Consider the following 26,102-nt stretch of genomic DNA (forward strand, 5'->3'; position numbering starts at 1 on the left):
GTTCTCGCGCTGGTCGGTGGGCTGGGGGATGGTCGCCGTGATGTCGCGGCGGGCGCGCGGGTGGGCGCGGATCGCGGCCGAGGAGAGGCCCTGTCGCCGAGCAGCCGGTCGGGCCGGGCCCGGGGAGGGGCCCCTGGTGCGGGGCGGCCGCAGTTGGGCCGTTAGCGGCTCGAACGTGAGCGTGTCGCCCCGCTGTGCGGGGCTGGTGGTGATGGCCAGGGGTGGGGGGCGGCGAGCAGGTGGGTCTTGGTGGTCAGCCCGCCCCGGGAGCGCCCCGAGGGCTTCGGATGCGTCCCTTTCGTGCCGGGCCGCGTCCCCTCTTTTCGCGGCCCTGGCGGTGTGGTGGTGGGCGCGGACCGTGGTGGAGTCCGCCCAGACGTCGAGGTGTTCGCTGGTGGCGGTGTCGGTGCGCAGCCGCTCGGTGATGCGGTTGCGGGTGCCGTCGAGGGGCCAGTGGCGGTGGCGGCCTGCCGCTGTTTCCCCGGTGCCGTACCGTTCGGGCGGGTCTCGCCAGGGGGCCCCGGTGATGCGCCTGCCGGCGGTGCCGCGCCGGTCGGTCGCGCGGCCGAAGGCCGGGAGCGGTGCGAGGTGGCGCGCGGACGTGCCACGGGATGTCCTCCGCCCCCGGACAGGGGGCTGGCGGCGACTCGTTCGGGGCCTCGCGAGTCCTGATGGGACCGGGGCCTGCCCGGCCGGCCACCAGCGGCGCGACGGCGGGTGGCGCGGCCGGAGCGGAGCGGCGCGCGTCCGGATCCTCGGGGCCGGACCCTCACCCGGACGGGCACCTGCCACAGGACCCGTTTCCGTCCCTGCCCTCCTGCTCACGCACGGAGCGGCGGCGCGGACCGAGCCCGGGGCCCGACTGCCCCGGTGCTGCGCGGCCAGGCGCTCACGCGGGGCCCGGCGGGCCCTGCTCCTGTCCGGATGGGCGACCGCCCCGGCGGCGGTGGTGCCGGATCCGGTGGCGGTGCCGCGCGACTGCCGGGAGGCGGTGGAGACGGCGTTCGGCGACGTCGCGGCCGTGGTCGCCGGGGGAGGCGCCGCCGGGGCGCCAGCCCGCCGCGGGGCGGCCGACGGGGGGATGAGGCGGCCCGGTCAGCGGAGGGGGCGGGCGCATCCCGCCGCACGATCCCGGACCGGATACCGGTAGACGGCGCCCTCCACCACCGCCCGCGTCCGGGAACGCCGGCCCCGGCTTCTCCGGCAGAGCCGGTGGCGCCTCCGCGATCCGCCCGCGGCCGTTCCGACAGCGGCCGGCCGCACACGGCCGGCCTGACGCGGGTGCCAGACGGGTCCCGGGCGGCGCGTGCCGGGGCGGCCGCCCGGGCGCGGGGAGCGGCCCCGGAGGCCGTGCCGCGCGGGCCGGGGCCGCGTGGGGCGGCCGCCCGCGTCGCGAACCGGAGTCCGGCGGGGAGGCCGGGGGCCCGGCGCCGTTCGGGGGCGGAGCGACGTGCTCTCGGAACCGGTGGGTTGACCGGTTCGTGCGCATTGCCCGCATAATGGGGGGAACCGACAGGGGAGCGCTTCGGCGCTGAGAGTGCGGCGCGGCCGCAGACCCTTAGCCACCTGATCTGGATCATGCCAGCGAAGGAAGTCGTGGGAACCGTTCGTCCGGCGGAGCCGATCCGCTCCGGGCGGGTGCTCTCGGGCTGGGCCCTCTCGTCATGACGTGAAGGGACACCTGTGGAAACCTCCTCCTCCGCCACCGGGGGCGTCCGGGCCGGGCGGCTGCTGCGCTGGCGGACCGTCGACATCGTGGTCGCGGCCGTGCTGGGCGTCGCGCTCGGCGTCGTCTTCTGGTTCTGGGGCATGCTCTGGCAGGCCACGGATGTGCTGTTCCTCGCCTTCCCCCCGGCGCAGGCGGTGCTGTACGGCGTGTGGCTGCTGCCCGGGGTCCTCGGGCCGCTGATCATCCGCCGGCCGGGCGCCGGTGTGCTCACCTCCATCGCCGCCGCCACCGTGTCGGCGCTGCTCGGCACCGGGTGGGGGCTGATGGTGCTGGTGTCCGGGCTGCTGCAGGGGCTGCTCCCCGAGACCGTCTTCGCGCTGGGCCGCTACCGGCGCTGGGGAATGGGCGCCGCGGTGACCGCCGGTGCCGTCGCGGGTCTCGCCCCCGTGGCCATGGACCTCACGCTGTACTACCCGACATGGCCGCTGGAGTACCAGGCGGCCTACGCGGTCATCGTGGTGCTCAGCGCCGCCGCCGTCGCCGGGGTCGGCGGGCGGCTGCTGACCAGCGCGCTGGCCCGCGCGGGCGCGCTCACGCCGTTCCCCTCGGCGCGCGGCTGAGCAGGTGCGTACGGACGGGGGGACCACCGCGCGCCCGGGGACGCTGGTCGAGCTCACCGGGTGGGGCTGGCGGCACTCCGGGCGCACCGAATGGGCGCTGCGCGGGGTGGACCTGCGGATCGAGCCGGGCGAACGGGTACTGCTGCTCGGCGCGTCCGGCGCGGGCAAGAGCACCCTGCTGCACGCGCTGGCCGGGCTGACCGGCGACGACGGCGCCATCATCGGCGAGGAGGAGGGCGAACTCCGCCTCGACGGTGCGCCCGCGGTCCGGCGGCGCGGCGGTGTCGGCCTGGTCGGCCAGGACCCCGAGACCCAGCTCGTGATGGCCCGGGCCGGCGACGACGTCGCGTTCGGCCTGGAGAACCTGGCGGTGCCGCCCACTGGGATCTGGCCGCGGGTGACCGCCGCGCTCGGCGAGGTCGGCTTCCCCTACGGGCCGGCGCGCGGCACGGCCGCGCTGTCCGGTGGGGAGAAGCAGCGGCTGGTGATCGCCGGGACGCTCGCGATGCGCCCGCGGCTGCTGCTGCTCGACGAGCCCACCGCCAACCTCGATCCGGACGGCGCCCGGCTGGTCCGCGAGGTCGTCGCCCGCGTGGTGGCCGCCACCGAGGCGACCCTCGTGCTGGTCGAGCACCGGGTGGCCGACGTCGTGGACCTGGTGGACCGCGTCGTGGTGCTGGAGCCGGGCGGCGGCGTGGTCGCCGACGGCCCGCCGCCGGCGGTGTTCGCCGCCCAAGGCGAGCGGCTCGCCGCGCGGGGCGTGTGGGTGCCCGGCCGAGAGCCGCGGCCGCGGACCGCCCCGGCGCCGGGCGGGGACGTGGTGATCGAGGCGGTCGACTGCGTCGCCCGGGCGCCCCTGGACGTCGCCGCGCCGGGCGCGGTGCCCGCGACCGTCCTGGACGGCGTCAGCGCCGCGGTGCCGGCGGGGACCGCCACCGCGCTCACCGGCCGCAACGGCGCCGGGAAGTCCACCCTGCTCATGCTGCTGGCCGGCCTCGCCCGCCCGCACGCCGGGGCGGTGCTCCCCCGCGGCCCCCTCGCCGAGGTGAGCCCGCGGCCGCTCTCCCGGTGGCCGGCCCGCCGGCTGGCCCGCCATGTGGGCACGGTCTTCCAGCACGCGGAGGACCAGTTCGTGACGCGCACGGTCCGCGACGAGCTGCGCTTCGCCCCCGCGCGCGCCGGCCTGGGGCGCCGCGAGACCGAGTCCTGGGTGGAGGAGCTGCTGGAGCGGCTGCGGCTGCGTCCGCTGGCCGACGTCCACCCCTACACGCTGTCCGGCGGGGAGAAGCGCCGGCTCTCGGTGGCGACCGCGCTGAGCTCCGGACCCGCGCACGCGCCCGACGTGCTGCTGCTGGACGAGCCGACGTTTGGGCAGGACACCCGCACCTGGGTGGAGGTGGTCGAACTGCTCGGCGCGCTGCGGGCCGAGGGGCGCGCCGTGGTCATGGCCACCCACGACGACCTCCTGCTCGACCGCTTCGCCGACACGCGGCTGCGGGTCGGGCGGGGCCGGGTGGCGGCCGCCGGGCGCACGTCCGGGGGAGGGGCCGAATGACCGTCTCCGCCAGCGGCGCCGGCGGCGCGGCCGCGGCCCCGGAGGCCGCGGCCCGGCCCTGGCTGTCGCGCGCCAACCCGGCCGCCAAGCTGGTCGCCGCGCTGCTCGTCGCCGCGGGCCTGGTCCCGGTGGTGGACCCGGTGACCAGCGGCGTGCCGCTGCTCGCCACGCTCGCGCTGGCGCCGTTCGCCGGAGTCGAGCGGCGCCGGCTGCTCGTCGCCGCCGGCTCGCTGCTGCTCATGGGGGCCTCCGTCGGGCTGGTCAACCTGCTCTTCGGTGAGGCCGGGCCGGTGGGTGCGCTGGGCGTGGTGGTGCGCCTGCTGGCGATCGCGCTCCCGGGGGTGCTGGTCGCGCTCAGCACGGACCCCACCGACCTCGCCGACGCGCTCGTGCAGCGGCTGCGGGTGCCGGAGCGCCCGGCCCTCGGGGTGCTGGCCGGGCTGCGGCTGGTCCCGCTGCTGGCCGGGCAGTGGCGTGCCCTGGCACTCGCCCGCCGCGCTCGCGGGCTGGAGGCCGGACGCAACCCGGCGGCCGCGCTCGGTGTCTTCGCGGGCATGACGTTCGCGCTGCTGGTGCGCGCCATCCGGACCGGCACCCTGCTCGCCATGGCGATGGACGCCCGCGCCTTCGGCACCGGTCCGCGGACCCACGCGCGCACCAGCCGGTGGCGGGCGTCCGACACCTGGCTGGTCGCCGGCACCGTCCTCCTGCTGTGCGCCGCACACGCCCTCTCGGTGGCGCTGGGCACCTGGCGGCCGCTGTTCCGGTGACCGGCCGCGTCGCGCTGGCCGGACCCGCGCGGTGACACCCCGGGGGTCCGGCCCACGCGCGGTGCCGCGCTCCGTGATAGGTACGGGAGAGCCAGCGGTGAGACAGACCGCACACAGCTGAAAGGGGCTGACCGTGGCGGAGTTCGTCCGGGTGGAGACCGATCCGAAGACCCCGGCCGTGGCCGTGATCCGGCTGGACCGGCCCAAGATGAACGCTCTCAACGCGCAGGTCCAGGCGGAGATCGGCGCGGCGGCGGCCCAGGTGGCGGCCGACGACGCGGTCCGCGCCGTGGTCCTGTACGGCGGGGAGCGGGTCTTCGCGGCGGGTGCCGACATCAAGGAGATGGCGGACATGGACTACGCCCGGATGGCCGCGCACTCCGGCCGCCTCCAGGCGGCCTTCACCGCGGTGGCCGAGATCCCCAAACCGGTCATCGCGGCCGTCACCGGGTACGCGCTGGGCGGTGGCTGCGAGTTGGCGCTGTGCGCCGACTTCCGGGTGGCCGCCGAAGACGCCAAACTCGGCCAGCCCGAGATCCAGCTGGGCGTCATCCCCGGCGCCGGCGGCACGCAGCGGCTGCCGCGGCTGATCGGGCCCGCCCGCGCCAAGGACCTCATCTTCACCGGGCGGCACGTGGCCGCGGAGGAGGCACTGCGGATCGGCCTGGTGGACGCGGTCGTACCGGCGGAGGAGGTCTACCCGACGGCGGTCGCCATGGCCGCCCGTTACGCCGACGGGCCCGCCGTGGCGCTGCGGGCCGCGAAGCAGGCGGTGGACCGCGGGCTGGAGGCCGACCTCGCCACCGGCCTGGAGATCGAGCGCCTGCAGTTCGCCGCGCTGTTCGCCACGGAGGACCAGAAGACCGGTATGCGGAGCTTCGTGGAGAAGGGGCCGGGCAAGGCCGTCTTCGAGGGGCGCTGAAGACGCGTTCCCGCCCGGCCCGGGCCGGGGCGCCCCCTCCCGAGTCGCCGGGCTCCGGCGCACCGGCGGTCGCCGGGGAAACGGCGAACCTGTGCGGGGGATAGGCAAGAGAGGTAGAACAGGAAACCATGTGGAAACTCGATACCCACCCCGCGCTGGAGCGGCCCGACCTGCTGGCCGAGCCGGTCGCCGCGGCGCTCGCCCGGTGGAAGGACGGCCCGGCGGCGGAGCCGCTGGCCGCGGAGATCGATCCGGACCTCGCTGACACCGCGAGTTGTGCGGATGCCTACGGGATCCCGTTGGAGGCGTCGGCGAACTGCGTGGTGATCGCGGCGCGGCGCGGCGCCGTCACCCGGCTGGCCGCCTGCGTGGTGCTCGCGACCACCCGTGCCGACGTCAACGGCGTGGTGCGCCGCAGGATGGACGCACGCAAGGCGTCGTTCGCGCCGCAGGACGAGGTGGTCAGCGCGACCGCGATGGAGTACGGCGGCATCACCCCGGTGGGGCTGCCGGAGGACTGGCCGATTCTGGTCGACGCCGCCGTGCTGGAGCAGCCGCACGTGGTGATCGGCAGCGGCCTGCGCCGGTCCAAGCTCGTGGTGCCGGGCCGCAGCCTGGCCGCACTGCCCGGTGCCGAGGTGGTGGAGGGCCTGGCCCGGCCCGCTACCTAAAAGCCGCACCGCGGGGAGCAGCGAGCCGCCGAGCGTCCGGAGCCGTCAACGCCCTTTGGCGTAGCCCTTCCTGTGTTGGCGGTGGAGGGGAGTGAGGTGGTGAGCGCGACTGGGGGTGGAGCGGCGAGCTTCCGAGCGTCCGGAGCCGTCAACGCCCCTTGGCGTAGCCCTCTCTGTGTTGGCGGTGGAGGGGAGTGAGGTGGTGAGCGCGACTGGGGGTGTGGTGGTGGGCCGCCGAGCGTCCGGAGCCGTCAACGCCCCTTGGCGTAGTGCTCGTCGGCGGTCCAAGACGGCGAGGCGGCGGGCACGGCCAGGGGATGACCCGGATGGTGCCTCCGGGGCGCCCCTGGTATTCCCCCGGTCCGTGGCGGGGGCGGAACCGACCCCTCGGATTTTCCGTCATACTCATGGAGTTGTCCGGCGAGCGCGGTACCGTGCGGCGTCCGGTCGCACCGGCGGACGACGGCGCAGCGGAGCCACCGCGCTCGACATGAGGCCGACGGCGCGGAGCCGTCGGTGGATCGCCGTGATCCATGAGCAGTTGCGGGTCGGCTACGCCGCGGCCCGCGCACCCCGGCCGATAGGCTGGGCGAGGTGTTTCGCGGGGTTTGAGGGGATGAGTTCGCGATGGCAATGACGGCAGGTTTCCCCGAGGACGAGGGGCTGCCGGAACGCATTGGCCCGTACCAGATCCGCCGGAAGATCGGGCAGGGCGGTATGGGCGTCGTGTACCAGGCCGTGGACTCCCAGGACCGGCTGGTCGCGATCAAGGTGCTGCGGTCGGAGGTGGCCGGCGACGACATCGCCCGCGCGCGGCTCGCCCGCGAGGTCGAGACCATGCGGCGGGTGAACAGCCGCAACGTCGCAGGGGTGATCGACGCCGACACCAACGCGCCGCTGCCCTGGGTCGTCACGGAGTACATCCCGGGCCCGACCCTGGACTCCACCGTCACCAACCACGGTCCGCTGCGCGGCCGCGCGCTCACCCGGTTCGTCAGCGGACTGGCGCGGGCCATCAACGACATCCACGCCACCGACGTCATCCACCGCGACCTCAAGCCCGGCAACGTCATCATCTCCAACGGCGAGCCGATCGTCATCGACTTCGGCATCGCGCACGCCGTCGACGGAGCCAAGCTCACCCAGACCGGCACCTTCGTGGGTACCCCCAGCTACCTGTCGCCCGAGGTCATCGAGGGCACCGACCTCGGCCCCGCCACCGACATCCACGCCTGGGGCGCCACCGTCGCGTTCGCCGCCACCGGCAACCCGCCGTACGGCGCCGGCGCCTTCGAGGTGATCTTCTTCCGGATCCTCAACGGTGAGATCAACCTCGACGGCATGCCCGAGGCGCTGAAGCCGCTCGTCGTGGCGGCCACCTCCCGCGACCTCCAGGACCGTCCGACCGCGCAGCAGCTGCTCGCCGAGACCGCCCGCCTCAACCTCGACCTGCCCTGGACGGAGGACGCCGGCTACCAGGCGTCCGGGCTGACCGGGCACCACACCGTGCAGGCGTCCCGCCCCGAGCGCCGCTCGGACGACGACGGCGGCGGCTTCGGAGCCGCGGCGGCTGGCGGACTGGCCGGCGCGGCCGCGGGAGCCGCTGCCGGCGCCGCCGCCGGCGGCTGGGGGGACGACCGCGGCCCGCGCTCCGACGCCACCCAGGTGCAGGCTCCGGACGCCACGCAGGTCCAGGCTCCGGACGCCACGCAGGTCCAGGCTCCGGACGCCACCCAGGTGCAGCGGCCCGACCAGACGATGGTGGCGGGTTCCGGCGGCGCGGACTGGGGTGAGGGCGCCGACCGCACGATGGTCGCGGGCGCCGACGACCAGCAGCGCACCGGCCTGCTCCCGGCCGAGGGCCCCGACGAGCATCAGGCCGCGCCGCAGACCCAGTTCTTCAACTCCACGCTCCGGCCGGAGGAGTTCCGCGACATCCTCACCCCCGTCGACTACGACGGCGGCCGCGCGGCCCCGGACCGCACCGCGACCTTCCAGGCCGACGAGTTCCGCGAGGAGGACGAGGAGGAGCCGCGCCGCGGCCTGTTCGGCCGGCGCCGCTCCGAGTACGGGCGCAGCGACCGGCTGAGCGACTACTTCCCCGACGACGACGAGGCGGACGAGGGCGAACCCCGGCGGCTGCCCTCCCTCATCCTCGTCCCGCTGCTGCTGGCGCTGGTCGGGCTGACGCTGATGGTGCCCACCATCGGGCTGATCACCGGGGTGCTCGCGGCCTCGGTCGTCAGCGCGCTCGACACCGTGAAGGTGGAGCACGCCCGCCGGCTGCAGACCCGCGGCCCGCGCAGCTCGGACAGCATGGTGGTCGCCCTGAGCATGCCGTGGGCGCTGCTCCGCGCCCTGGGGCAGACCCTGCTCTACGGGCTCGGCTACCTGCTCGGCGGCATCGTGGTCGGGCTCATCATCGGGTTCACGATCGGGGAGTCCGACGCGAACCACGTCGGCACGTACGCGCTGGCCATCACCGTGCTGCTCACCTTCCTCGGCCCCAACGGCAGGGGCACTCGGCGGCAGGCGGTCTGGCTCACGGAGAACGTGGGCATCCGCAACCCCTACGTGTACTGGGGCCTCATCGCGGCGGTGTGCCTGCTGGCCCTCTTCCTCCTGGTCTTCGGCTTCCAGGTGCTGCCCGCGTGGAACCCCATCCTGGGTCCCTCGCAGTGGTTCGGCTGACCCCGGTGCCCGTAAGGACGCCTTCCCTCACCGCGGTGGTGAGGGGAGGTGTTTGCCCGCTCGCTACTGATGAGTAACATCGGGATGGGCAAGCGATACGATCGACGCGGGGGGCGGGACAGGAACGTCACACCCGCGACCGGGCGTCCCGCGCGGATTTGGCACCCTGGTGACCAGTGATCCACGGCGCGCGGGCGTCCGCGGCGTCCGAGCGGACGGCGCATGGGAGTGCAGGGAGGTCGGCCACCGGCCATGAATATTGTCGTTTTGGTCAAGCAGGTCCCGGACACGGCGACCGAGCGGAAACTGAGGCCCGAGGACAACACGCTGGACCGTGCGGCCTCGGACGGCGTCATCAACGAGCTCGACGAGTACGCGATCGAGGAGGCGCTGCTGCTCAAGGAGAAGCACGGCGGCGAGGTGACCGTGCTGTCCATGGGGCCCGACCAGGCCACCGACTCCATCCGCAAGGCGCTGTCCATGGGCGCCGACAAGGCCGTCCACCTCAACGACGACGCGCTGCACGGCTCCGACGCCCTCCAGACCGCCTACGCGCTCTCCAAGGCACTCGGCACCCTTGAGTTCGACGTCGTGGTCCTCGGTTCGGAGTCGACCGACGCGCGCACCGGCGTCGTGGGCGCCGCGCTCGCCGAGTACCTGGGCCTGCCGCAGCTCACGCTGGCCGGCAAGGTCGACATCGAGGGCCGCTCCATCCGCATCCAGCGCCAGACGGACTACGGCCACGACGTCGTGGAGGCGGAGCTGCCGGCGGTCGTCTCGGTGGTCGAGAAGATCAACGAGCCGCGCTACCCCTCGTTCAAGCTCATCATGCAGGCAAAGAAGAAGCCGGTGCAGAAGCTGACGGCCGCCGAGGCCGGGATCGACGTCGCGAAGGTGGGCCTGAACTCCGCGGCCACCGAGGTCGTGGACGCCGCCGCCGCTCCGCCGCGCGCCACCGGAACCGTCATCAAGGACGAGGGCGACGGCGGTCTGAAGGCCGCCGAGTTCCTCGCCGCGAAGAAGTTCATCTAGCGGGTCCGGCGGAGACGAAGGAGGGATAGGGAACATGGCTGAGGTCCTCGTCCTCGTCGACCACGTCGACGGAGAGGTCAAGAAGGTCACCACCGAGCTGCTCACCGCGGCCCGCCGCCTCGGCGAGCCGTCGGCGGTGTGGGTCGGCGACGGCGCCGAGGAGGGCGTCGCGCGGCTCGCCGAGTTCGGGGCCGCCAAGGTGTACGTCGCCTCGGGCGAGCTGAACGACTACGTCACGGCGCCCACGGCCGAACTGCTGGCGAAGCTGGCCCGCGACGCGGAGGCCGCCGCCGTCCTGGTGTCGGCCACCGCCCAGAACAAGGAGATCGCCGGCCGGCTCGCGGTCAAGCTGGACTCCGGCGTGCTGACCGACGTCGTCGACGTGGACGCCGACGCCGTCGCCGAGCACTCCGTCTTCGGCGGTGCCGTGGTCACGCACGCGCGGGTCCGCACCGGAGCGCCGGTCATCGCGGTCCGCCCCAACTCGATCCCGGCCGCGCCGGCCGAGACCCCGGGCGAGGCCATCCGCGAGTCGGTGGCGGTCGAGCTGTCCGACACCGCCCGGGCCGCCCGGGTGGTCGAGCGCGTCAAGCAGGAGCAGGGCGCGCGCCCGGAGCTGACCGAGGCCGCCATCGTGGTGTCCGGCGGGCGCGGCGTGGGCTCCGACGACTTCTCGGTCGTGGAGAACCTCGCCGACAGCCTGGGCGCCGCCGTGGGCGCCTCCCGGGCCGCCGTGGACTCCGGCTGGTACCCCAACCAGTTCCAGGTCGGGCAGACCGGCAAGACCGTCGCTCCGCAGCTCTACATCGCGCTGGGCATCTCCGGCGCGATCCAGCACCGGGCCGGGATGCAGACCTCCAAGAGCATCGTCGCGGTCAACAAGGACCCGGAGGCGCCGATCTTCGAGCTCAGCGACTTCGGGGTGATCGGCGACCTGCACAAGGTGGCTCCGCAGCTCACCGAGGAGATCAACCGGCGCAAGTAGCCGCGCGCGTCCGAGAGCGGTGGCCCGGGGAGGACCCTCCCCGGGCCACCGTGCCGTAGGGCGCCTCCGGCGCCTGCGCCAGCGGGCGGTCCCGGCATGCTCCCGGCCGACCGCGCACCGTATTCTTGGAACCGCCATGGTGTATCTGGATCACGCCGCGACCACTCCCGTGCGGCCGGAGGTCGTCGCCGACATGACGGCGGAGTTCGGCGAACTCGGCAACGCCTCATCGCTGCACGGAGCGGGGCGCCGGGCCCGCAGGGTCGTGGAGGAGGCACGCGAGGCGGTCGCCGCCTCGCTGGGCGCCACCCCCAACGAGGTCGTGTTCACCGGCGGCGGCACCGAAGCCGACAACCTGGCGGTCAAGGGGCTGTACTGGGCCCGGCACGGGGCCGACCCGGCGCGGCGGCGCATCCTGGTCAGCGCGGTCGAGCACCACGCCGTCCTGGATCCGGCGCGGTGGATGGCCGACCACCAGGGGGCCGTCTACGAGGAGCTCCCGGTGGACGCCGGCGGGCGGGTGGACCCGGCGGCGCTGCGCGCCGCCATCGAACGGGACCCGGCCGATGTCGCCCTCGTCTCGGTCATGTGGGCCAACAACGAGGTCGGTACCGTCCAGCCCGTTCCGGAACTGGCCGCGGTCGCCCGCGAGTACGCGATCCCGTTCCACACCGACGCGGTGCAGGCCGTGGGGGTGCTCGACCTCGACTTCGCCGCCAGCGGGGTGTCGGCCATGACGGTCACCGGCCACAAGATCGGCGGACCGGTCGGGGCCGGCGCGCTGCTGCTCGCGCGGGGCGTGGACCCGGTGCCCGTGCTGCACGGCGGCGGCCAGGAGCGCGAGGTCCGCTCCGGCACCCTCATGACACCGCTGCTGCGCGGGTTCGGCACCGCCGTACGGCTGGCCGCCGCCGAGCGCACCGCGCACGCGGCCGAACTCGCGGGGCTGCGGGACGAACTGGTGGCCGCCGTGCGCCGCGCGGTGCCCGACGTCCGGCTGAACGGCCACCCCACCGACCGGCTGCCCGGCATCGCGCACCTCTCGTTCCCGGGCTGCGAGGGCGACGCGCTGCTCATGCTGCTCGACGCCCGCGGGATCGCGTGCTCCACGGGATCGGCCTGCTCGGCCGGCGTCGCGCAGCCCAGCCACGTGCTGCTCGCCATGGGAGCCGATCCGGAGACGGCGAACGGCTCCCTGCGGTTCTCGCTCGGGCGCGGCTCGGGCCAGGCCGACGTCAAGGCGCTCGCCGAGGCCGTGGGGCCGGCGGTCGAGCGGGCCCGCGCCGCCCGCGCCCGGCGCCGCTGAGCTCTCCCGGGCAGGGCGGGCGCGCGGCCGCCCTACTGCCCGAGCTGGCGCCGCACCGGCCGGCTGATCTGGTCGATCGTGTCCCACTCCGGGTCCAGCAGGCTGTTGATCTGGGTGCGGCCCTCCGGCCACTCCCGCACGGCCTTCTCCAGCGTGGCGTACACGCCGGAATCGGGGTCGAGGTAGAAGTGGAACTGCCGCTGGCCGCCGACCGTCTGCTGGGCCAGCAGCGCGCCGTCCTCGCCCAGCAGGTCGCGCAGGCCCAGCGTGAAGCTCTCCAGCGCCGCCGCCGACGAGCCGGTGGGCAGCCGGTCGGAGTCGGTCTCGGCGTAGTGCACCGTGACCTGCACGTACAGCGTGAACGCGGGGAAGTCGCGGCGGTGCAGCGGGTGGCGGACCGCGATCTGGATGGTGCCGCGCAGCGGGATCCGGCCCTGCAGCGTCACCCAGCCGCCGCTGCCCAGCGTGCCCGACAGCTGCTGCACGACCGACGGCATGGAGGTCGGCGGCAGCGGGTCGAGCGGCTTCTCCACCAGCGGGGTGACCGACCCGATCCACCGCACCACGTCGTCCTCGCCGAGCGCCAGCATCACCACGAGGTCGGCCACGCCGGAGCGGACGTCCTCGGGAACGAACATGAAGTCGGGGTGGTAGACGCTCACCTCGATCTTGCCGAGCTTCTGGTTCACCCGCAGCGCCACCGTGGCGTGCCCGAGGTCGAGTTCGTTGCCGTCCCAGTTCACCGGCTTGGACAGCCGGTCATGGTCGGCCGGGCGCGCGGGCAGGAACCGCCACGCGGCCTCCGCCGGCGCGGAGCGCGACCAGCGCTCGGCGAGCACCCGTGCGGCGTCGTCGGCGCCCGCGCTCAGGACCAGCGCGTACTCGGGGTCGTCGGCCGGGGAGGCCGGCACGGTCCCCTCCAGGTCGTCCATCCGGGCGAGGAGCTCCCGGGCGTCGTCGTCGAGCCGCAGGTCCTCCAACCCCCGCAGCGCGCTCCGCGGTGCCCGGGACACCTCCCACGTCAGCGCCGGGTGGATCTGGCGCACGCGCTCGGTCAGCTGGCGGGCGGCGTCCTCGGGAACCGGCGTCCCGGCGTCGACCGACGCCGCCAGGTCGGTGCGGACGTCGGCCCAGTGGGCCCAGAACTCCTCCACGGCGGCGGCGGAGTCGGAGTCGGCGGATCGGCGGCGACGGAACAGAGCCATGTACCGATTTTCGCAGAGCGCGGCGACCGGATCGGCACCGGTTCGACGCGAACCCGGTAGGGAGTGATCCGCGCCAGCGCTTACGCTGGAGGTGCTATGACTCTGCGTGTACTGGCCGCCATGTCCGGCGGCGTCGACTCCGCCGTGGCCGCCGCCCGCGCCGCCGAGGCCGGGCACGACGTCACGGGCGTGCACCTGGCCCTCGCCAAGAACCCCCAGTCCTACCGCACGGGCGCGCGGGGCTGCTGCACCGTCGAGGACTCCCGCGACGCGCGCCGCGCCGCGGACGTGATCGGCATCCCCTTCTACGTGTGGGACATGGCCGAGGAATTCGACCGCGACGTCGTGCAGGACTTCGTGTCGGAGTACGCGGCCGGCCGCACCCCCAACCCGTGCCTGCGTTGCAACGAGAAGATCAAGTTCGCGGCGGTGCTGGACCGCGCGGTCGCGCTCGGCTTCGACGCGGTGTGCACCGGCCACCATGTGCGCAAGGCCGGCGGCCGGCTGCGGCGCAGCGTCGACGACGCCAAGGACCAGTCCTATGTGCTGGCGGTGCTCACCCGGGAGCAGATCGCGCACGCGATGTTCCCGCTGGGCGACTGCACCAAGGCCGAGGTCCGGGCCGAGGCCGACCGGCGCGGGCTCGCGGTGGCCGACAAGCCGGACAGCCACGACATCTGCTTCATCGCCGACGGCGACACCGCCGGCTTCCTCAACGGGCGGCTGGGCAGCGAGCCCGGCCCGATCGTGGACCAGTCCGGTGAGGTCCTGGGCACGCACAACGGCGCGCACGCGTTCACGGTCGGCCAGCGCAGGGGGCTCCACCTGGGCGGAGCCGTGGACCGCCGCTACGTGCTGTCCATCGAGCCGGTGAACAACACGGTCACCGTCGGCCCCCGCGAGGCGCTGGCGGTCGACGAGATCGTGGCGGAGCGCCCGGTCTGGAGCGGCTGCGAGCCCCCGGCTGAGCCGCTCGCCTGCACGGTCCAGTTGCGGGCGCACGGTGAGGTGCACCCGTGCCGGGCCTGGCAGCGCGAGGGCCGGCTGGTCGTGCGGCTGGACGAGCCGGCCACCGGCGTCGCCCGGGGCCAGGCCGCGGTCCTGTACGACGGCGACGTCGTCCTCGGGTCGGCCACCATCGCCGAGACGAGCCGGCGCGCCGAGGCAGCGGCGGCGGGGTGAGCCGGTGCACCGCCGGGCCCGCAGTGCCGAGATCGTGACATATCGCCCGCCGGCGGCCCCTGTCCGGCTCCGGAGAGCGGAAGTTAGGTTAGGCACAGCACAGTAGGTCCGGCAGTGGGTCCGGCGACGGGCGGGGAGGGCGGATGCCGTACGAGTTCCTGGAGGGGCGGCCCTTCTGGGTGGTGTACTCCGCCCTCCTCGCCATCGTGTTCTGCCGCGCGCAGGCCACCTACTGGATCGGTCGCGGCATCGGCGCCGGCGTGCACCGCTCCGGACTCGCCCGCCGCCTGGGGGAGCGGCTCACCCGGGCCGAGCGGCTGATCGACCGGTTCGGCCCGCCGGCGGTCACCCTCTCCTTCCTGACCGTCGGCATCCAGACCGCCGTGAACCTCGCCGCCGGCGCCATGCGCATGAGCTTCCCCCGCTACCTGGTCGCGATGTTCGCCGGCTGCCTCGCCTGGGCGGCCGTGTACAGCCTCGGCGGCATGGCGGTGCTCGCGGCGTGGTGGAACCTCTTCCTGCACTCGCCGCTGCTCGCGGTCGCCGCCGCGGCGCTCGCGGTCACGGCCGTGGCCGCCGCCGTGCTGTGGCGCCGGCGGCGCCGCCGGCGGGCCGGCGCGGAACCGGGCCGCGAGGACGCCCGGCGGGAGGAGACGGCCGCCTGACGGCCGCGGCCGGCGCCGGCGCTCCCGGCGGTGCGGGGACACCGCCGTGCTGCTCTAACCTTGGGCATCGTGAGCGAGCAGCAGCGTTATCCCTGGCCCGAGGCGAGCGCGACCGGAGTGGGATCCTGGCCCGGCACCGATCCGGGCGAGGCCGTGCGGACCATCGTGGGCGAACTTCCCGAGCTTCCGCACCTCCCCGAACTCCCGGCGCGCGGCGCCGGCGCCGACATGGTGGGCCGGACGGCGGCGATGCTGCCGGAGTTCCCCGTCGAGGTGCAGCCCTCCGGATGGCGGGTCGTCCAGCGCCCCGGCCGCGACACCGCGCGGGCGCGGGACTTCCTCTCCTACGACCTCGACGCCCTGGAGGAGCGTGCGCACGCCTACAGCGGCCCGCTCAAGGTGCAGCTGGCCGGCCCGTGGACGCTCGCCGCGGCGATCGAGCTGCGCGGCGGCGAGAAGCTGCTCAAGGACCCGGGAGCGGTCCGCGACCTCACCGAGGCGCTGGTCGAGGCGGTCGGCGCGCACGCCCGCGAGGTGCGCAGACGCGTGCCCGGCGCCGAGCTCGTGGTGCAGGTCGACGAGCCCGCGCTGCCCGCGGCCCTGCTCGGCACCGTGCCCACCGCCAGCGGGTACGGCCGGCTGCCGGCGGTGGAGCGCGTCACCGCGGAGGAGCGGCTGCGGGCCGTCTTCGACGCCGTGGCGGGCGCCGGCGCCGTCCCGGTCGCGCACTGCTGCGCCCGTTCGGTGCCGATCGACCTGCTGCGCCGCTCCGGGGCGCGCGGGATCGGTCTGGACACGGCCTGGCTGACCCGCGCTTCCGACGAGGCGCTCGGAACGGCGGTGGAGGACGGGGTAGGACTCTTTCTGGGAGTCGTGGCGAGTACCGACCAGGTTCTGTCGGACGCCGCCGCTACCGTCGATCCTGTACGTGAACTGTGGAATCGGATCGGTTTCGCGCCGGAGCTGCTGGCCCGGACGGTGGTCACCACCCCGTCCTGCGGCCTGGCCGGCGCCTCGCCGGGGCACGCGCGGGCCGCCCTGACCGCCTGCCGGACGGCGGCCCGCGTGCTGCGCGACGAGCCACGACGATGACGACGAAAGGACGTGCCCAGGTGAGTGCGGAAGAGACGACCGCCGTCGAGGGAGTCCCCGCCAAGGTGCGCGAGCGGCACGCCGAGCTGTGTCAGGACCTCGACGACTACAGCTACCGGTACTACCTGGGCAGCCCGGTCATCTCCGACGCCGAGTACGACGCGCTGATGGCGGAGCTGCGCGGGATCGAGGACTCCTACCCCGAGCTGCGCACGCCCGACTCCCCGACGCAGAAGGTCGGGGCGCCCATCAGCAACGAGTTCGCGCCGGTCGAGCACCTGGAGCGGATGCAGAGCCTCGACAACGCCTTCGCCGACGAGGAGCTGGCGGCCTGGGCGCACCGCGTCGAGAACGAGATCGCGGTGGACGCCTACCTCTGCGAGCTGAAGATCGACGGCCTCGCCGTGGACCTCGTGTACGAGAACGGCCACCTCGTGCGGGCCGCCACCCGCGGCGACGGCCGGGTCGGGGACGACATCACGCTCAACATCCGCACCATCGACGCCGTCCCGGTCCGCCTGGACGAGAGCGTCCGGCCCGCGCCCGCGCTGCTGGAGGTGCGCGGCGAGGTGTTCCTCCCCGGCGCGGCGTTCGAGGCGCTCAACGCGCGGCTGGCCGACGACGGCAAGCCGCCGTTCGCCAACCCCCGCAACGCGGCGGCCGGCTCGCTGCGCCAGAAGGATCCCAGGGTGACGGCGACCCGCCCCCTGAGCATGCTCTGCCACGGGGTGGGCGCGCTCGACGGCGTGCGGTTCGCCCGGCAGTCGGAGTCCTACGAGATGCTGCGCGACTGGGGGCTGCCGATCAGCGACCGCTACCGGGTCGTCGGCTCCCTGGAGGAGGTGCGCGGCTACATCGGCTACTACGCCGAGCACCGGCACGACCCCGCCTACGAGATCGACGGCGTGGTGATCAAGGTCGACGACGTGGCGACGCAGCGCCGGCTCGGCTCCACTAGCCGCGCGCCGCGCTGGGCCATCGCCTACAAGTACCCGCCGGAGGAGGTCACCACCCGGTTGGTGGACATCCGGGTGAACGTGGGCCGGACCGGCCGGGTCACGCCCTACGGGGTCATGGAGCCGGTGCGGGTCGCCGGGTCCGAGGTGGAGTTCGCCACCCTGCACAACGCCCGCGAGGTGGAGCGCAAGGGCGTCCTCATCGGCGACGTCGTGGTGCTGCGCAAGGCCGGGGACGTGATCCCCGAGATCGTCGGGCCGGTGCTGGACCGCCGCGACGGCTCGGAGCGCCCGTTCGTCATGCCGCGGACCTGCCCGGAGTGCGGCACCGTGCTCGGCCAGCAGAAGGAGGGCGACGTCGACCTGCGCTGCCCGAACACCCGGAACTGCCCCGGGCAGCTGCGGGAGCGGCTGTTCTACATCGCGGGCCGCAAGGCCCTGGACATCGAGGTGCTCGGCTACGTCGCGGCGACCGCGCTGACCCAGCCGCTGGAGCCGGCGGAGCCCCCGCTGCGCGACGAGGGCGACCTGTTCGACCTCACCGTGGAGCGCCTGCTGCCCATCAAGACACTCGTCCTCGACCCGGACACCACCGAGCCCAAGCCCGATCCGAAGACCGGCGAGCCCAAGGTGGTCACCTTCTTCGCCAACCAGAAGGGCGAGCCGAAGAAGACCGTCGAGAAGCTGTTCGAGCAGCTGGAGCAGGCCAAGCGGCGGCCGCTGGCGCGGGTGCTGGTGGCGCTGTCGATCCGGCACGTCGGCCCGCGGGCGGCCGAGGACCTCGCGCGGCACTTCCGCTCGATCGACGCCATCGCCGCCGCCGACGAGGAGGAGCTGGCCTCGGTGGAGGGGATCGGCCCCACCATCGCCGGCTCCATCGTGGAGTGGTTCTCGGTCGACTGGCACCGCGAGATCGTCGAGAAGTGGCGGGCGGCCGGCGTCCGCATGGAGGAGGAGGGCGCCGACACCGGCCCGCGGCTGCTGGAGGGCGTCACGGTGGTGGTCACCGGCTCGCTCGTGGAGTTCAGCCGGGACGGCGCCAAGGAGGCGGTCGCCGAACGGGGCGGCAAGGTCACCGGGTCGGTGTCGAAGAAGACCGACTTCGTGGTCGTCGGCGACAGCCCGGGCTCCAAGTACGACAAGGCGGTCCAGCTCGGCGTGCCGGTCCTCGACGAGGAGGGCTTCCGCGTGCTGCTCGACCAGGGTCCGGATGCGGCCAAGCCGGTGGCGGTCGAGGCGGGACATCACGAAGAGTGATCGAATCGTGGGCCTGGCGTGAGTGCCCGGTGGGTTCGGGTACTCATTGAGTAGCCGGTGACACGGTGGGATCTACGATACGCAGTCATCAGGCTACCTCCCGCAGTATTCTGGAGCGAATCGGGCGATTGTGGCAGGGGAACCATGGTTTACCTAAAGTCTCCATTTGGCGACAGCTGGTGACGAAGCGACGTAAGCTGTGCCTGAACGGCTGTATCCGAATCCCATACGAGGCCCGAGCCGGTCATGGGGGTGACCGCGACGGTTGAGACAGATTTCGTGAGGAGCGCCGACAGCCGCACAGTTCTCCCGGCTCGCCGCCGACGCTCCATGGAAGACCCCGAGGACGTTATGAAAGATCCCAACAACACCCGGGACGTCGGCCCCCGGGTCGGGACGCCACTGTGGCTGTACCTCGCCAGTACCACCGTGGCCGGCTGCGTTCTCCTCGGCGTGTCGCTGTTCTGGGTCGACCTGCCCGGCCTGCACCACATGGCCGCGCAGCCGCTGGTGTGGGTGGTCCTGTGCATGGTGATCATCGGCGAGCTGCGTCCCATCGGGACCCGCAACAGCCCCGGCGACGACGGCACACCGACGTCGCTGCCCTTCTCGTTCGCCCTGGTGATCGCCTACGGCCTGCCGCTCGCCGGCGTCACGCAGGCCCTCGCCACGATCATCGCGGGGGTCGCGCGCGGCCACGCACCGCACCGCACCGCCTTCAACGTCGCGCAGGCTCTTCTTCTTCCCGCTGGCCGCCCTGTACAGCAGCGCCACGCTGTCGATGAAGCGCGAGTACCAGGCCAACCACGACGAACTCACCGGCCTGGCCAACCGCAAGCTGCTCATCCTGCGCACCCAGGAGGCGCTGAGCGAGGCGCAGCAGCGCAAGCAGCGCGTCGGGCTGCTGCTCGACCTCGACCGCTTCAAGGAGGTCAACGACACCCTCGGCCACCCCACCGGCGACCGGCTGCTGCAGACCGTCGCGCACCGGCTGACCCACAGCGTGCGCCCGGGCGACCTGGTGGCCCGGCTCGGCGGCGACGAGTTCGCGGTGCTGCTGCCGCAGATCCGCGACGCCGCGTCCGCGCGCGAGGTGGCGGCGCGGCTGCGGGTGGCGCTCGCCGAGCCCATGCGGCTGGACGGCATGGACTTCGACCTGGAGGCCAGCGTCGGCATCGCGCTGTTCCCCAACCACGCGCCCGACTTCGAGCTCCTGCTGCAGCGTGCCGACGTCGCCATGTACGTGGCCAAGGAGCACCGCACCGGCGTGGAGCTCTACGCCCCGCACAAGGACCGCAACTCCACCGCCCGGCTCAGCCTGTTCAGCGAGCTGCGCCGCGCCCTGGTGGAGAACGAGCTGGAGATGTTCTACCAGCCCAAGGTCAACCTCGCCGACCGCAGCGCGGTGGGCCTGGAGGCGCTGGTGCGCTGGCGGCATCCGCAGCGCGGTGTGCTGCCCCCCGAGGAGTTCGTGCCGATGGTGGAGCAGTCCTACCTGATGCGCAGCTTCACCCACGAGGTCATCGAGCAGACCCTGCCGCAGATCGCCCGCTGGTGGGCCGAGGGGATCCGGCTGCCGGTGGCCGTCAACCTCTCCGCGCGCGAGCTGCTGGACCCGACCCTTCCGGACATCGTCGCCGCCGGCCTGCGCCGGCACGGCGTCCGGCCCGAGGCCCTGCGGCTGGAGATCAGCGAGCGGGTCATGGTGGCCGAGGCCGAGGCCATCACGCCGACCATCCTCGCGCTGGCCGACCTCGGCGTGCCGCTGACCCTGGACGACTTCGGCACCGGCTACTACACGCTCGCCCGGCTGAACGGGCTGCCGGTCGAGGAGATCAAGATCGACGAGTCCTTCGTCCGCCAGGTCGCCGACACCCCCGACGGCCGACTCATCGTCGGCTCCGCCATCGACCTGGTCGGCACGCTCGGCATGCGTGCGGTCGCCGAGGGGGTGGAGTCGGAGCACGTCGCCACCACCATGCACGCCCTGGGCTGCTACGCGGCGCAGGGGCGCCACTTCGCCCCGCCGCTGGAGGCGGCAGCGGCCACGAACTGGCTGCTGGAGCACGGCAAGCTCGCGCTGCCGTCGCAGGAGCGCACCGGATCGCACGGTTAGCGCCGCGCGCCAGGGGCCGGTGCGCCGCATCGGCCCCCGGCCGCTTCCGCCGTCGGCGTGGTGGGGTCTTCGGGGGGTGACGAACGGCGGCTCCAGGTGCTCGGCGGCTCACCCTTGGTGCTGTTGGTCGGGTTCGCCGTCTCGCTTCCTTGCGCCGTCGGCGTGGTGGGGCCTTCGGCGGGAGACGCCGACGGCTCCAGGCGCTCGGCGGCTCACCCTTGGTACACCCGATCACCGGTGAGCGCTGTCCGCGGCGGCCATAGGATTGACCTGTCCGAATCCGCCGAAGAAACGGTTTCCATTCATGTCCGCCATCACCCGCGATGAGGTCGCACACCTCGCCCGGCTGTCGCGGCTGGCGCTGCACGAGGACGAGCTCGACCGGCTCGCCGCCCAGCTGGATGTCATCATCTCCGCTGTGGCCGAGGTGCAGGAGGTCGCCAAGGGTGACATCCCGCCGACCTCGCACGCCCTGCCGCTGACGAACGTGTACCGCTCCGACGAGGCCCGACCAGGGCTCGCCCCGGACCAGGCGCTGGCCGGCGCGCCGGCGGTGGAGGACGGCCGGTTCCGCGTCCCGCAGATCCTGGGGGAGGAAGAGTGAGCTCACGCGTGCGAGCAGAGGGGAGCCGGTGTTGAGCGGCGATCTCATCCGGCTGACCGCGGCCGAACTCGGTGCCGCCATCCGCGACGGCGAGACGTCCGCGGTCGAGGCCACCCAGAGCTACCTGGACCGCGTCGCCGCGGTCGACGGCGACATCCACGCGTTCCTGCACGTGGACGCCGACGCCGCCCTCGAACAGGCCCGCGCGGTCGACGCCCGGCGCGCCGAGGGCGCCGAGCTCGGCCCGCTGGCGGGCGTGCCGATCGCCCACAAGGACGTGTTCACCACCCGCGACATGCCCACCACGGCGGCGTCGCGGATCCTGGAGGGCTGGCGGCCGCCCTACGACGCCACCGTCACCGAGCGGCTGCGCGCCGCGGGGCTGGTCATCCTCGGCAAGACCAACATGGACGAGTTCGCCATGGGCTCCTCCACGGAGAACTCCGCCTTCGGCCCGACGGCCAACCCGTGGGACGTCTCGCGCATCCCCGGCGGCTCCTCGGGCGGCTCGTCCGCCGCGGTCGCCGCGTTCGAGGCGCCACTGGCCACCGGCACCGACACCGGCGGTTCGATCCGCCAGCCCGCGGCCGTGTGCGGACTGGTGGGCGCCAAACCGACGTACGGCGGCTCCTCGCGCTACGGTCTCATCGCGTTCGCCTCCTCCCTGGACACCCCGGGCCCGTTCGCGCGCAACGTCCTGGACGCCGCGCTGCTGCACGAGGCGTTCTCCGGCCACGACCCGCGCGACTCCACCTCCATCGACGCTCCGGTGCCGCCGGTGGTCGAGGCGGCCCGGCGCGGCGACGTCGACGGCCTGCGGGTGGGCATCGTCCGGGAGTTCGCCGGCGAGGGCTACCAGACCGGCGTGCTCCAGCGGTTCACCGAGGCGGTGGAGGTGCTGGAGTCGCTGGGCGCCAAGGTGGTCGAGGTCTCCTGCCCGAGCTTCCGCAGCGCGCTGGCGGCCTACTACCTGATCGCGCCGAGCGAGTGCTCGTCCAACCTGGCGCGGTTCGACGCCATGCGCTACGGGCTGCGCTCCGGCGACGACGGCACCCGCAGCGCCGAGGAGGTCATGGCGCTGACCCGGGCCGAGGGCTTCGGTCCCGAGGTCAAGCGGCGGATCATCCTCGGCACCTACGCGCTGTCCAGCGGGTACTACGACGCCTACTACGGTTCGGCCCAGCAGGTACGCACCCTGATCAAGCGCGACTTCGACGCCGCGTTCGAGCACGTCGACGTGCTGGTCTCCCCGACCACGCCGACCACCGCGTTCCCGCTCGGCGAGCGCGTGGACGACCCCATGGCGATGTACCTGGCCGACCTGTGCACCATCCCGGCCAACCTGGCGGGCAACGCCGCCCTGTCGGTGCCGTGCGGGCTGGCGCCCGAGGACGGCCTGCCGGTGGGCCTGCAGATCATGGCCCCGGTGCTCGCCGACGACCGCACCTACCGGGTCGGCGCGGCCCTGGAGACCGCGCTGCGCGACCGGTGGGGCGGCGACCTGCTGGCCCGCAGCCCCTACGCGGTGTGAGGCGGCGTCGCCGGATCCGGTGACGCGGGACAGCGGAACGGCGCGGGCCGGACGGGAGACCTCCCGTCCGGCCCGCGCCGTTCCCATGTCCGTCCGCGGCGCTGGCCCGAGTCCGGCCCGTACATGGCGGAGCGCCCGCCGCCGTGGGTGCCACGGCGGCGGGCGCTCACCGGACCTGCGTCAGGTCAGGCGCGGATGCTACTGCGCGCTGTCGTCCGGCTGGCCGCTCTTGCGCTTGCGGGCGAGGTACATCGCCGCACCGCCGCCGCCGATGGCGACCGCGGCCACCGCGACCAGACCGCCGAGCGCGGCACCGGTCACGGGGAGACCGCCGCCCGGGCTCGGGCTGGGGCTCTCCTCCGGAACGCCCTCGGTCCAGGTGACCTGGACGCCGGCGCTGATCTCGGCCTCGCCGCCCTCAGCGGTGATCAGCGTCTGGGTCGGGTCCTCGCCGGGGGCACCCCGGAACAGCCGACCGGTGTGCACCTCGGCGGTCACCGAGCCGGACACGCTGGCCTCGCCGGGCGCGGCGTCGGCCGGGACGCTGACGCCGAAGGTGTCGCCGTTGCCGACCGTCTCGACCGGCTCGCCGCTCTCCAGGTCGACGAGCTGCACGCCCTCGGGGCCCTCCAGGGTCAGCGGCAGCGACGCGGCGCTGGTGCTGACCGTGAACTCGCCGATGGTCTCGCCGGCCCGGCCCTCGGCGGTCGCCGGCGTGATGCTCAGCGAGGCGTCGGGCTCCGCGGTCTGCGGGAGGTCCTGGGCGTTCTCGACCAGGTAGTCGTAGAGCGCCTGGACGTTGCCGTCGTTGCGGCCGGACAGGTCGATGCCGTTGCTGAAGTGCCAGATGGCGGCCTGGGTGCCGGCGACGGCCTGCTCCTCGGTGAGCCCCTCGATGCCGGCGGCCTCGGCCAGCGCGGCCACCTCGACCGTCGGGTAGGAGTTCTGCAGGATCCAGTGCACCTTGGCCGGCTCGGCGAAGGCGCCCTGGCCCGGGTAGGTCTCCCAGGAGTCCTCGACGTAGTCCGCGCCGCTCCGGATGCCGGTCTTGACGTCGATGCAGTAGGTGAGCAGGACGGTGCCGTCCTCCAGCTCCAGCCTGAACAGGTTGGTGCGGAAGCGGCCCTCGCTCGTGGTGATCTGCGCGCCGCCCTGGCCGTTGCCGATGTAGGTGCCCTTGGCACCGCCGTTCAGCGGGGTGTCGGCGAAGGCCGGGCCGGCGGACGCGCCGAATGCCAGGAAGGTGGCGGTGGCGACCGCCGCCAGGCCGGTGACGGTCCGGCGACCGCGACGGGGGGATTGGGGGAGAGTTTCGTGGATCAAGTTGTGTCCCGGTAAGAGTTAGGGGAACCCGGTGGATTCATCGTCCACCGGAGCGGTCACGAACGACCGACGAGCGGGATAGGGCCGAACGTTGAATGACCTGGCCGACTGCCGGAATCATGACGCGGTGGTCGACCATGGGGATCGAGCGAGGCTCAGGTGAGCTCAGAAGCCGGTCATACGAGGCGCGTCTCTCCGCGCCGGCGAGGTGCCGACCACCGCACCGCCAGATACTAGCGACCGGATTCCGGGCTTCCAACATGATTCGCGAAAATCGCACGAATCCGTGGTGTGACGCCCGTAATTGGGCACCGTCGGTGACGGCGATGATTCGGTCGACAGACCGCCGAAAGTTAGACGCCCGAACCCACGCCGCGGATTACCGGCGCGACGTCGTTTTTCTCGTCCACAACGGCCGCGGAGCCCGCGTCCGCCCGGCGGGACCGGGCCAGAGGCGCTCCGGACGCAGCGTCACCAGGTGTCGGGCGGCCGAAACCGGCCACTGCGGCGTGCTAGCGCCGCCGCCGGTACCCGAGCACCATCACCACCGCGCCGGCGACGAGCGACGCCGACCCGGCGAGCAGGACCGTGCCGAGCCAGGTCCCGGTGAAGGGCAGGTCCGCGTCCGGCCGCTTGTCCTCCGCGATGACGAGCGGGCTCGGATCGGGCTCGGGCCGGGGTGCCGGAGTCGGCCGCGGTGCCGTGGCGGCCGGCGGCGGTGCTCCGGCCGACGCGCCCGGAGCGGTCGGCGGTGAGGGCTCGGGGCCCGCCGGGGCGGCGGAGGGCGGATCGGCGGTCCAGTTCGCCGTCGCCGACACCGTGGCCGAGACGGTGGCGGAGTCGGCGGCCACCAGCGGCTGGGTCTTGACCCCGTCGCGCCCCACGAACAGCCGGCCGGCCGAGACCACGACGGCATCCGAATCCGCGTAGACCTTCGCGCTGCCCTCCGGTGTGCCCGGCTCCAGCCGGAGCAGCACCTGCGCGCCGTCCACCGCGCTGGTCACCGGGTCGCCCGCACCGTCCACCAGCGACGCCGCGCGCACCCCGTTCACGGTGAGCCGCACCGGCCCCTCGGAGGTGGTGCGGACGGTGAAGGGGCCCAGGGGCTCGGCGGAGTCCCCGCGCACCACACCGGGCTCCAGCGCGAGCGAGGGCGGCGGCTCCGGGACCGGCCCGGCGGCCGCCGCGTTGGCGACCAGGTACCGGTACAGCGCCTCGACCTCGGCGGAGTTGCGGTGGGTCAGGCCCTCCGTCCGCAGGTCCACCCCGTTGCTGAAGTGCCAGATGGCGGCCTGGGTTCCGGCGATGGCCTGCGCCTCGTCCAGCGACCCGATGCCGGCCGCCGCGCGCAGGTCCGCGAGCCCCACGTGGGGGTAGGAGTGCGTCACGATCCACAGCACGGGGTCCGGGCGCGCGGCGACGGCGCGCCCGGCGGGGAGGTCCGCCCAGTCCGCCTCGACGTAGGGCGCCCGCTGGTCCACGTCGGTGCCGAGGTCCACGCAGTAGGCGGGCAGCCCCGCCGCGTCACCCACCCGGAGGTTGAACAGCGCCGTGGCGGCCGCCGGCGCGCCCTCGCCAGCGAAGTGCACCGTCTCGCCGGCCACGCCGTTGCGGTCGACGCGGGCGATGGTGTCGGCTTCGGCCCGCGCCGGGGCGGCGCCGTACCAGCCGAGGCCGCACCACCCGAGGAGGAGGACGGCCGCGAGCAGGGCGCGACCGCGCCGCACGCGGGCGGAGATGCTGCTCAAAGCGGCCCCCAGGGAGGTGAGCGAGGGCGGCGCCCGGAAGGTCGCGGGCGGTCGTGCACGGGACGGAGGTGAACGCGAGCACAGCGTATCCGCGGCCCCGGGGCGGGCCAGGCGAACGCGGACGCCGGGCGCGCAATCGTGTGCGTCCTGTGACCTGGCGGTCGCGCCCCCGACTCGCCGCGGACCGCCGCGGACCCGGCCG

General features: G+C 74.1%; 18 protein-coding genes, 1 pseudogene and 1 riboswitch. Of the genes and pseudogenes, 16 read left to right on the top strand and 3 right to left on the bottom strand.

Going from position 1 to position 26,102, the window contains the following annotated elements; genetic code table 11:
• Positions 1–1,504 precede the first annotated feature (1,504 nt).
• Positions 1,505–1,610: riboswitch (TPP riboswitch) on the top strand.
• A gap of 73 nt (positions 1,611–1,683) precedes the next feature.
• From DEF28_RS15875 to DEF28_RS15915, 9 genes are all read left to right on the top strand, one after another.
• Positions 1,684–2,289, top strand: coding sequence for an ECF transporter S component (locus DEF28_RS15875; protein WP_114433297.1), 606 nt, complete (start codon positions 1,684–1,686; stop codon positions 2,287–2,289).
• 4 nt (positions 2,290–2,293) lie between these two features.
• Positions 2,294–3,844 carry an ABC transporter ATP-binding protein gene (locus tag DEF28_RS15880; protein ID WP_181874334.1) on the top strand — a complete coding sequence of 517 codons (1,551 nt, stop codon included), beginning with the start codon at positions 2,294–2,296 and terminating at the stop codon, positions 3,842–3,844.
• On the top strand, positions 3,841–4,614 hold the full coding sequence (locus DEF28_RS15885; RefSeq protein ID WP_114398549.1) for an energy-coupling factor transporter transmembrane component T family protein: 774 nt from the start codon (positions 3,841–3,843) through the stop codon (positions 4,612–4,614). Before DEF28_RS15880 ends, DEF28_RS15885 begins: the two co-directional genes overlap by 4 nt.
• 133 nt (positions 4,615–4,747) lie before the next feature.
• A complete protein-coding gene (locus DEF28_RS15890) occupies positions 4,748–5,536 on the top strand; it encodes an enoyl-CoA hydratase/isomerase family protein (RefSeq protein WP_114398550.1) in 789 nt (262 codons plus the stop codon).
• Between the two features lie 128 nt (positions 5,537–5,664).
• Positions 5,665–6,207 (top strand): YbaK/EbsC family protein, encoded by a 543-nt coding sequence (locus tag DEF28_RS15895; RefSeq protein WP_114398551.1) that lies wholly within the window; start codon positions 5,665–5,667, stop codon positions 6,205–6,207.
• 627 nt (positions 6,208–6,834) lie between these two features.
• Complete coding sequence (locus DEF28_RS15900) at positions 6,835–8,898, top strand: serine/threonine-protein kinase (RefSeq protein ID WP_309485820.1); 2,064 nt, start codon at positions 6,835–6,837, stop codon at positions 8,896–8,898.
• Between the two features lie 252 nt (positions 8,899–9,150).
• Positions 9,151–9,930 (top strand): electron transfer flavoprotein subunit beta/FixA family protein, encoded by a 780-nt coding sequence (locus tag DEF28_RS15905; RefSeq protein WP_181874335.1) that lies wholly within the window; start codon positions 9,151–9,153, stop codon positions 9,928–9,930.
• Between the two features lie 34 nt (positions 9,931–9,964).
• Positions 9,965–10,915, top strand: a complete 951-nt coding sequence (locus DEF28_RS15910; protein WP_114398554.1) for an electron transfer flavoprotein subunit alpha/FixB family protein — start codon at positions 9,965–9,967, stop codon at positions 10,913–10,915.
• Between the two features lie 136 nt (positions 10,916–11,051).
• Positions 11,052–12,221, top strand: coding sequence for a cysteine desulfurase family protein (locus tag DEF28_RS15915; protein WP_114398555.1), 1,170 nt, complete (start codon positions 11,052–11,054; stop codon positions 12,219–12,221).
• Between the two features lie 32 nt (positions 12,222–12,253).
• Here DEF28_RS15915 and DEF28_RS15920 read toward each other — a convergent pair whose 3' ends face one another.
• Positions 12,254–13,426, bottom strand: coding sequence for a DUF695 domain-containing protein (locus DEF28_RS15920; protein WP_114398556.1), 1,173 nt, complete (start codon positions 13,424–13,426; stop codon positions 12,254–12,256).
• A 96-nt stretch (positions 13,427–13,522) separates the two neighbouring features.
• On the opposite strand from DEF28_RS15920, the gene mnmA reads away from it, so the two are divergent.
• The 7 genes and pseudogenes from mnmA to gatA all read left to right on the top strand — a co-directional run bounded on the left by mnmA (position 13,523) and on the right by gatA (position 22,829).
• Complete coding sequence (gene mnmA, locus DEF28_RS15925; protein ID WP_114398557.1) at positions 13,523–14,608, top strand: tRNA 2-thiouridine(34) synthase MnmA; 1,086 nt, start codon at positions 13,523–13,525, stop codon at positions 14,606–14,608.
• Positions 14,609–14,751: 143 nt separating this feature from the next.
• Positions 14,752–15,273, top strand: coding sequence for a DedA family protein (locus tag DEF28_RS15930; RefSeq protein WP_114398558.1), 522 nt, complete (start codon positions 14,752–14,754; stop codon positions 15,271–15,273).
• 69 nt (positions 15,274–15,342) lie between these two features.
• A complete protein-coding gene (locus tag DEF28_RS15935; RefSeq protein ID WP_114398568.1) occupies positions 15,343–16,365 on the top strand; it encodes a methionine synthase in 1,023 nt (340 codons plus the stop codon).
• Positions 16,366–16,385: 20 nt separating this feature from the next.
• Positions 16,386–18,578 carry an NAD-dependent DNA ligase LigA gene (ligA, locus tag DEF28_RS15940; protein ID WP_114398559.1) on the top strand — a complete coding sequence of 731 codons (2,193 nt, stop codon included), beginning with the start codon at positions 16,386–16,388 and terminating at the stop codon, positions 18,576–18,578.
• A gap of 351 nt (positions 18,579–18,929) precedes the next feature.
• A pseudogene (locus tag DEF28_RS15945) lies at positions 18,930–20,694 on the top strand (putative bifunctional diguanylate cyclase/phosphodiesterase).
• 304 nt (positions 20,695–20,998) lie between these two features.
• Positions 20,999–21,298 carry an Asp-tRNA(Asn)/Glu-tRNA(Gln) amidotransferase subunit GatC gene (gene gatC / locus DEF28_RS15950; RefSeq protein ID WP_114398561.1) on the top strand — a complete coding sequence of 100 codons (300 nt, stop codon included), beginning with the start codon at positions 20,999–21,001 and terminating at the stop codon, positions 21,296–21,298.
• A gap of 31 nt (positions 21,299–21,329) precedes the next feature.
• A complete protein-coding gene (gene gatA, locus DEF28_RS15955; RefSeq protein WP_114398562.1) occupies positions 21,330–22,829 on the top strand; it encodes an Asp-tRNA(Asn)/Glu-tRNA(Gln) amidotransferase subunit GatA in 1,500 nt (499 codons plus the stop codon).
• Positions 22,830–23,027: 198 nt separating this feature from the next.
• On the opposite strand, the gene DEF28_RS15960 is transcribed toward gatA, so the two are convergent.
• Both DEF28_RS15960 and DEF28_RS15965 read right to left on the bottom strand, forming a co-directional pair.
• Entirely contained in the window at positions 23,028–24,149 is a 1,122-nt protein-coding gene (locus DEF28_RS15960; RefSeq protein WP_114446167.1) for a thioester domain-containing protein, read from the bottom strand.
• A 515-nt stretch (positions 24,150–24,664) separates the two neighbouring features.
• A complete protein-coding gene (locus DEF28_RS15965) occupies positions 24,665–25,900 on the bottom strand; it encodes a thioester domain-containing protein (RefSeq protein WP_147280152.1) in 1,236 nt (411 codons plus the stop codon).
• Positions 25,901–26,102 lie beyond the last annotated feature (202 nt).

The organism is Marinitenerispora sediminis, assembly GCF_003336425.1.
GTDB classification, from domain to species: domain Bacteria; phylum Actinomycetota; class Actinomycetes; order Streptosporangiales; family Streptosporangiaceae; genus Marinitenerispora; species Marinitenerispora sediminis.